Here is a 7,542-nt window from a genome sequence, read left to right on the forward strand (position 1 = left end):
CCCAACAAAGTCTTTTATATCAAATCCTTTTTTTGCAAGGGTTCTGAATAGATACGCTGATTTTTTGAACAGCTTCTGCATGGCTGATTTTTTGGAACAGCTTCTGCATGGAATCATGGCCGACCCGGATTGGACCCTTGTTCCAGTCCAGCGGAATCGGGTCAATACCTGAGCCGTTTGCAGAGGATTTTCCACGCCATGAACGCGACGTCGGATCCGTTTGGACCGTTTTTAATCAACCGTTTCGGGGAACATTATCTTCCGTCCGTCAACCAGGAAGTTTTTTCCCTGGTCGGGTCGGAAAATTTTTACCGCAAGCATTTCGAGGAGACCCTCGAAAAAGAGGATCACTTCTACGTGATCTGCGGAACCGATTCAGGCCTGTTGGTCAAATACATCCTGAAAAAAGGGGTACCCGGCGGCACTCGTTTCCTGTTTGTCGATTTTCCTGAAATCCTGGAACAGTTGACCAGGGAAAAAATCCTGCCGGAGCTGCCGGAATCCATCCGGTTGACCACGCCCGAAAAACTGCTTGATACGGCCATGGAGATGTCGATTTCCGACTATCTCTATCTGGGTGCCCTGGAGCTTGTCAAATCCTTGGCAGCCATGGATGCCGTCCATCAGCCCTACCTGGAAATGGCGGATACGGTCAACAACCAGATCACCCAGACCCGCCAAAAGGTGACGATGGAGACGGGTTCCAAGGTTTTCACGATGCGCATGATGGAAAACCTGCCGGAAAATCGTTACCCCGCCATTCTGTTGAAAAATTGTTTTCCCGGCAAGAGTGCCGTCCTGATGGCCGGGGGGCCTTCCCTGCTCGAAAATCTTCCCTGGGTGGTGGCCAACCGTGAGCGCCTTGTGGTGTTGGCGGTGACCCGTCTGGCTGGGCTGCTGCACCGTGAAGGGATCGTTCCGGATGTGCTGTTTTCCATCGATCCGCACGACATTCATTTCCATGCCAGCAAGGAGATGCTCAAATATTTTGGTCCCCGGACCCTTTTTGTCCATATGAACCATGCCCATCCGGGTCTGGTTGGCCAGTGGCGCGGTCGTCATGCCTTCATGTGGCATCTGTTTCCCTGGAAGACGAATCTCAATGTGCCCAACCTGTTTTTTACCGGCATCACGGTCTCGCATCAGGCCCTGGGCGTAGCCATTGAAATGGGATTTTCCGATATCATCCTGTTGGGGTTCGATCTTTGTTTCAACAAGGAGGGGTATACCCATTTCAAGGGAAGTCTGGAAGCTGCCATGGGACCTTTTGCCGAACAGACCCAATACATGGTGGAGACCAATGGGGGCTGGCAGGCTGAAACCCGCCGGGACTTTTTTGCCTCGATTCCCAGCCTGGGTGCCCTGGCCGAGGGTGCCCAGGCCCGCAATTGCCGCATCAGCAACCCGTCACCGGCCTCGGCCAAAATTCCCTTTGTTCAGCATCTGCCCTTGACGCAGATCACGCCTGTTCCCCTCGAACGCCCTCCTTATGAAACCCTCAGCGGCTGCCTGCCGGAAGATACCCGGGAAAACCGGGAAAAACATGATCGCCTGGTGTTGACCGAGCTGGATCGGGTGCGCAACATTGTCAATCAAATCAAAAAATTGACCATCGAGGCCCTGGAGTGCAACGACCGCCTCTTCAGCAAAAAACAAAAAGCGAATGGTTATAAATTCAAGTTGCGCATGGATGCCATCGAACAAACCCTGGACGGGGAGCTGGGGGAGGTTTCCCTGCTCGTGCGGCGCTGGAATCTTCCGGAATTCTTGAAAATGATCCGGCCCAACAAGGACAAGGAGTGGACCGACGCGGATATTGAAAAGGCCGGACGGCGTTATTATGAAATTTATCGCGACGCTGCCGTTCTGGTCATGAAATGGATCGACGCCACCCGCCAGCGTGTGCGTTCCCGGCTCGACGAGGAGCGCAACCTGCCCGATTTCAGAAACCTGATCCGGCAATGGGAACAGGACAAACAATACGGGCGTCTCATGATTTGTCTGGAACGGCACGGCCTCGATCTGGAACACCCCCCGCAAGCCAAACTGGTGCCGAAATTCCAGAAGATGGCTGCCGCCTGGCAGGAGCAGTTTCAGCAGGAAAACAACGCCTACCGGGTATTTGCCCGCAATCTGGTCAATCCGTTTGCCGTGCGGACCAAGGCCCAGGCCATTTTCCGGCTGCAATCGGTGGAGCGGTTGCGCATTTTCCGGGATGCTGTGGCCCAAAGCGACATGGCCTACAAGGATGAATTTGTTCTTTTGATGGATGGTTATTTGGGCGAATTGGAAGAGACCATGGAAACAAGCATTGCAGCCTACAAAAAGATCAAGCTCGATTTTCTGCTGGAAGAGTCCATGTCGCGGATTGCCTCGTGGCATTTGCGACGCCAGGATTTCATGGCGGCCCGGGATGCCTTGCATGATCTGGCAGATTCCTTCCCCCCCCGCAAGCCGCAATATGCCCAGATTCTGGCCCTGATGGGTGATCTGCCCCAGGCCGCCAGTCAGTATGAGGCGTATCTGGCCCAGACCCGGCATGATTATGTCACCATGCTCAAGCTGGCCCGCATCTACGTCAGCATGAACAATACTCAGGCAGCCCGGCAGTTGGTCGATGACATTCTGGCCGAGGATCCGGACAATCAGGGTGCCACGCTCTTTTTGCAGTCCTTGCAGACTACTTCAACACCATCCATTGCAGGAGTATCCTCATGAAATCCATATTGGTGACCGGTGGCGCTGGCTATGTGGGTTCCATTCTGGTGCGACGTCTGCTGGAACGCAACTATCGGGTGGTGTGTCTGGATTCCCTGCGTTTCGGGGGGGAGTCTCTGTTGGACATCTGGGGCCATCCCGGTCTTGCCTTCCACAAGGTGGACATCACCGACCATGCGGCGGTCAAGCGGGTCCTGGCCGGGGAAAAAAACATGGAGGCCGTGATCCATCTGGCGGCCATCGTCGGTGACCCGGCCTGCCGTCTGGAACCGGAACTGACCCATAAGACCAACTGGGAAGCCGCTGTGCATCTGGTGGAGCAGGCCAAGGCGCACCGCATTCCCCGGTTTATTTTTGCCTCGACCTGCAGCAATTACGGCAAGATGGACCAGGGCTCCAGCCATGTCACCGAAAACTCGCTGCTGGCACCGGTGTCACTCTATGCCGAATTGAAGGTCAAATTTGAAAATCACCTTTTGCATGGCGAGCGGGTTGCCGGGTTTCACCCCACCTCCTTGCGTTTTGCCACGGTCTATGGTGTTTCCCACCGCATGCGGTTTGACCTGACCGTGAATGAATTCACCAAGGAACTGGCCATGGGGCGGCCTCTGGTGGTTTTTGGCGAGCAGTTCTGGCGGCCTTATTGTCATGTGGCCGATTTTTCCCGGGCCATGCTGAATGTCCTGGAGGCCCCGGTCGAGCGGGTGGCTTATGATGTCTTCAATGTCGGCGATACCCGGGAAAATTACACCAAGGCCATGCTTCTGGACCAGTTGGTGAAGGTGTTTCCTCGGGCCCGAATCGAACGGGTCCAGACCAAAGAGGATCCCCGCGATTATCGGGTCGATTTTTCCAAAATCGTGCAAACCCTGGGCTTCCGGATTTCACGCACGGTTCCCCAGGGTATCCAGGAAATCAAGGATGTTGTGGAGTTGGGCGTGATCACCGATCCAGATCACCCGAGGTATTACAATACACCGCAGAAAAAATAAAAAAGAGGTATCGTTCAGGGCACGTCATGCTGCCCAAATCTCTTTTTTGGTTGGGTCGTCAAACTGTATCGTCATCCCGGTCTCCATGTGTGCCTGTGGGTTTGTTGACAAGCCAATCCCGTCAGTGGCCGGTGTGTGAAGTTTCCGGCTTATGCTTCTGCCCGTGGTTGCGGGCAGTGTTGTAGTGATTGATCTGCTCGGCTGTGAGAATTTTTTGCATGGCGATGTGGGTGTTCAGGTGGATCAGACGGAGCCTGCCCCGCAATTGTCCCAACTCCATGACCACCGGAGTGATCTTGTCCGGTGCGGCATGGCCACTGGCAAAAAGGTGATCCAGTTTGGCCTCTTGACGAAGAATTTCCTCTCCCACGGGAACGGCCTGGGCGGTCATTTCCCTGGCCAGGGTTTGCGCGGCTGCTTCCTGTTGGGGAGAAAGGCGCAGCTCCTTGGCCAGTTCCAGGACATGAACCGGTCCCGGATATCCGTTCAATTCCGCCACCATGGATTGCTTGAGTCCCTTGCCCGCCTTGAGACCTTCCTGTTCCTCGGCTGAGAGGCTTTTGATCACCTCCTGCCCGGCCTTCTCTGTGGCAAAAACTTCCGGCATGGTATTCCAGGATCCCACCAGAACAACGACTGCCAACCAACACTGTTTATTCATGATTGATACTCCCGTTCTGATATCATTTTCCAATGTCCTCAATATCCAGATGCAACAGGGAAATGATACAATCGTATTGTCTGGAGATCACGACCATCTCCACGGTTTCCGTATCCGGGAACCAGGTTCCCCTGGGCAGGAAACAAATGAAAAACAAAAAAAGACCGAGTCCGTTAATGGGAATCGGAAATCCAGGGACCACCTGCCACCCAATGAGATGAAAATGTTGTTTCGTTGCTGGCGGCTTGCATGACCGGTGACAGGAAGTTGGCAAGTACCGACACCACCTCGTCCAGTGGTCGTACAGTCAACCTGTTTTTCCTGAGAAACGCTTTCCACAGCATTTGCTTCTGCCGGTCATGAGCAAATGCCTGTGTGATGCCAAATGGCAACTGGTTCTGTAGTGCTGTTCCGCGACAGTTGAAAGTTGCCCGGATGGCTTGGCAAAGAAGATTGCCATCAAACTCGGTTTGTTGTGCCAATATCCAAAGATCGAAATAATCTTTCATGCGACTGTTGGCGATACCCAGGGATGTCAGTGCCTCGGTTTTCTCTGCCACGACCGTGTATCGCGGATAGACACGCAGTCTTGGTACTTCAAAACCAGTCAGGATGACTGGGTATTCTGCGTCCTCGGGTGCCGGGGTGACAACATCCCCAAATCCGATGTCAATCTGGACTTGACATCGAGCGTGATCAAGAAGACCAAGCAGGGTAACCCGAACACCTGCGTGATTGGCATTCTTCCGGATATCGGTTGCACGTACCGTATCGGGCTGGAATGCCATGCCATCTTTTGCCTCGATGGCACAAATTTCCCGAAAAATTTCCTCCATGTGGTGCAGATCGGATGATCCAAAGCCAAGAAAGTCCGCATCTCTTGTCGGACGATGTGGAATATCAAACCACAGGTCGAACAACAAGGCTCCCTTCAACAGGAACAGATTGACATGCCTTGAGATACTGATCCGGTAGAGGAGACGTTCAAGGGCATAGCGTGTGAGAATAAAATTGAAATCCTGTTGTGCATCCCGTGCATGGTTCAGCAGCCTGGCACGGACGGATGCGGCCACGTTGTGAGCGATCAAGTCAGGCTCTCCATGTAGGGACGCATGACATGATCAACACGGCAGGCGGCAGCCAGGTGCCAAATATCATCCATTTGAAATTTCTTCTCTTTCCATGACTCATGCAGTGCATCGATGGCAACATCCAATCCGATCTTGTGGCGATATTTGAAGCAATCAACCACAGTCTTGGCAACACTGGTTATCCGCACCGGTACGCCGTCAACCAGGTATTCTTGAATACCCTCGGTCAGTGCTGCACCAGAGAAGCGGACAATGCGTAGCGGGGGATACGCCATCCGAGGGGCACGTGCCTTGTTGGGAATGGCGAGCCAGACTTCGAATGGCAAGTGTGTGGTCAGACCATGAAAACGTAACGCAGAAAGAAGACAAACGACGACCCGGGGTTGCTGACACGCCACCTCGGCCAAGGTACCATGCTCGGAAACTTTTCGTTCCGGAGTTGCATAAAGACCACGTCCAATCCGGATGAGATTTCCACGGCGGGCCAACCGCGTGATCGCCATCCGGGAAAATCCCAGGTCGATCAAATCGCGAGGCCGGATAAGCCCATGGAGGCGACCAAAATCAATGAGTTCCTGATAGCGGTTTCCTGTGTTGTCAGAATGTTCCATGGAGTGGTTTCTCATGTTGCCAGAGTGTTTCATATTGTCGGTAAATGTCAATATATACCGACAAAACGAAACCACGTTTTACACAAAAAAAAATCCGTCCATCACGTTTCTCCCGATCCAATATCCTCAACATCAAGATGCAACAGGGAAATGATACAATCGTATTGTCTGGAGATCACGACCATCTCCACGGTTTCCGTATCCGGGAACCAGGTTCCTTTGGGCAGGGCGGTTCCTTCCCTGGGATAGGGGATCGATCCTGGACAGGCAGCCAGGGAGGTTGCAGGTATGGCGACGGGTGCCTGATGGTTGCGCAGAAAGCGTCGAAACCGGCGGGCGGAGCGACTTGTTTCCGACCAGAGAATGAACCCGTCGCGGGAGAGTACCAGGAGAGCCTGGCGGGTTGTATAGCGCAGCCATTGCCGGATGACGGCCTGGAGGGAGACGCCGTAGCGGTCGGCACACAGGGAGAGGGTGGCAAGATCGGTAAACTCACCTGGAGCGATCTGGCGCTGAAAATCCTCCATCGGCATTAAAAAATGGGCTGAAAAAATGTCTGCTTCCTGTTCCAGGCGCAGGTTTCCCCGGCGGGTGGCGAACATTTCCCGGTCCACACACTGGAAGCCTTGCTGGTGGTTGGTTCGGTGCATGAGATAATGACCGAATTCGTGCCCCAGGGTAAACCGTATCCGGCGGCGGGACTGGACCGCGCTGTTGAAAAAAATGGCCCACCCTTTGCGGTGGCGTGGATCGGGGGCCAGAATGCCGTCCAACCCTTGCAGGGGTTCGCCATGAATCCAGGTGAGTGGATCGTCCGGAAACAGCCTGGCAGACAACAGGGGGGCGGTCTCGACCACGCTGACCGGGTACCGTTCAAGCCCGAAGGCCTGATCCAGCACCTGATTGATGTATCCTGACCATGCCAAAGGCCCCTGGGCAACCCGGGTCATGACTTGCTCCAGACATCGATCAATTCCCGCAGGCGCTGTTTGGTCTCCTGGGGCAGGCGCTGGTATTTGCGAAAAAATGCCTGATCCATGGACCCTTCGTCCGGGACATCCTGCGCTTCATCCACAAAAAACGAGGCGCTGACGCCCAGAGCCGCCGCAATCCGTTGCAGCTTTTCCGCAGAGGGGCGGGGAATGCGTCCCTGTTCCAACTCCCACAGATAACTTTTGCTGGAGTCGGTGCTGGCGGCCAGTTGATCCAGGGTCAGTTGCTTTTGTTTGCGCAGGGTTTTGATTTTTTCTCCCACGGGTATCGACATGATGTGGCCTCTTTGACAAGGTGGATCCTGTTCGTTCAGGCGATACAGGATATGCCAATTTGGTGGAAAAAATCCACTTGCAAACGTGTTCGGTATACCGATATTATCCGAATCGATCTGGTATTATTCAACCTCACATCCCGGTCTTTAACCCTCGGATAAAAAAATTGGAAAGAAAGATTTTATTGGGGCTCCGCCCCAA

Annotated in this window: 7 protein-coding genes; 2 read left to right on the forward strand and 5 right to left on the reverse strand. The window is 53.9% G+C overall.

What is annotated here, in order from left to right; translation table 11 throughout:
* The first annotated feature begins 198 nt into the window (after positions 1-198).
* Both HQL65_19705 and HQL65_19710 read left to right on the forward strand, forming a co-directional pair.
* Positions 199-2,718 carry a DUF115 domain-containing protein gene (locus HQL65_19705; protein MBF0138463.1) on the forward strand — a complete coding sequence of 840 codons (2,520 nt, stop codon included), beginning with the start codon at positions 199-201 and terminating at the stop codon, positions 2,716-2,718.
* Positions 2,715-3,710, forward strand: coding sequence for an NAD(P)-dependent oxidoreductase (locus HQL65_19710; protein MBF0138464.1), 996 nt, complete (start codon positions 2,715-2,717; stop codon positions 3,708-3,710). The genes HQL65_19705 and HQL65_19710 overlap by 4 nt, the downstream gene beginning before the upstream one ends.
* Before the next feature lie 121 nt (positions 3,711-3,831).
* On the opposite strand, the gene HQL65_19715 is transcribed toward HQL65_19710, so the two are convergent.
* From HQL65_19715 to HQL65_19735, 5 genes are all read right to left on the reverse strand, one after another.
* The gene (locus HQL65_19715; GenBank protein ID MBF0138465.1) at positions 3,832-4,371 is read right to left on the reverse strand and encodes a hypothetical protein; all 540 of its coding nucleotides are present in this window, start codon (positions 4,369-4,371) and stop codon (positions 3,832-3,834) included.
* A 173-nt stretch (positions 4,372-4,544) separates the two neighbouring features.
* Positions 4,545-5,459, reverse strand: a complete 915-nt coding sequence (locus HQL65_19720) for a nucleotidyl transferase AbiEii/AbiGii toxin family protein (protein MBF0138466.1) — start codon at positions 5,457-5,459, stop codon at positions 4,545-4,547.
* Positions 5,456-6,073, reverse strand: coding sequence for an AbiEi antitoxin N-terminal domain-containing protein (locus HQL65_19725; GenBank protein ID MBF0138467.1), 618 nt, complete (start codon positions 6,071-6,073; stop codon positions 5,456-5,458). The genes HQL65_19720 and HQL65_19725 overlap by 4 nt, the downstream gene beginning before the upstream one ends.
* A gap of 101 nt (positions 6,074-6,174) precedes the next feature.
* Positions 6,175-7,023: an ImmA/IrrE family metallo-endopeptidase gene (locus HQL65_19730; GenBank protein MBF0138468.1), complete on the reverse strand. Its 849-nt coding sequence runs from the start codon at positions 7,021-7,023 to the stop codon at positions 6,175-6,177.
* Entirely contained in the window at positions 7,020-7,340 is a 321-nt protein-coding gene (locus HQL65_19735) for a helix-turn-helix transcriptional regulator (GenBank protein MBF0138469.1), read from the reverse strand. The genes HQL65_19730 and HQL65_19735 overlap by 4 nt, the downstream gene beginning before the upstream one ends.
* Positions 7,341-7,542: the final 202 nt, after the last annotated feature.

This window comes from Magnetococcales bacterium, from assembly GCA_015228935.1.
In the GTDB taxonomy this organism is placed as follows: domain Bacteria; phylum Pseudomonadota; class Magnetococcia; order Magnetococcales; family DC0425bin3; genus HA3dbin3.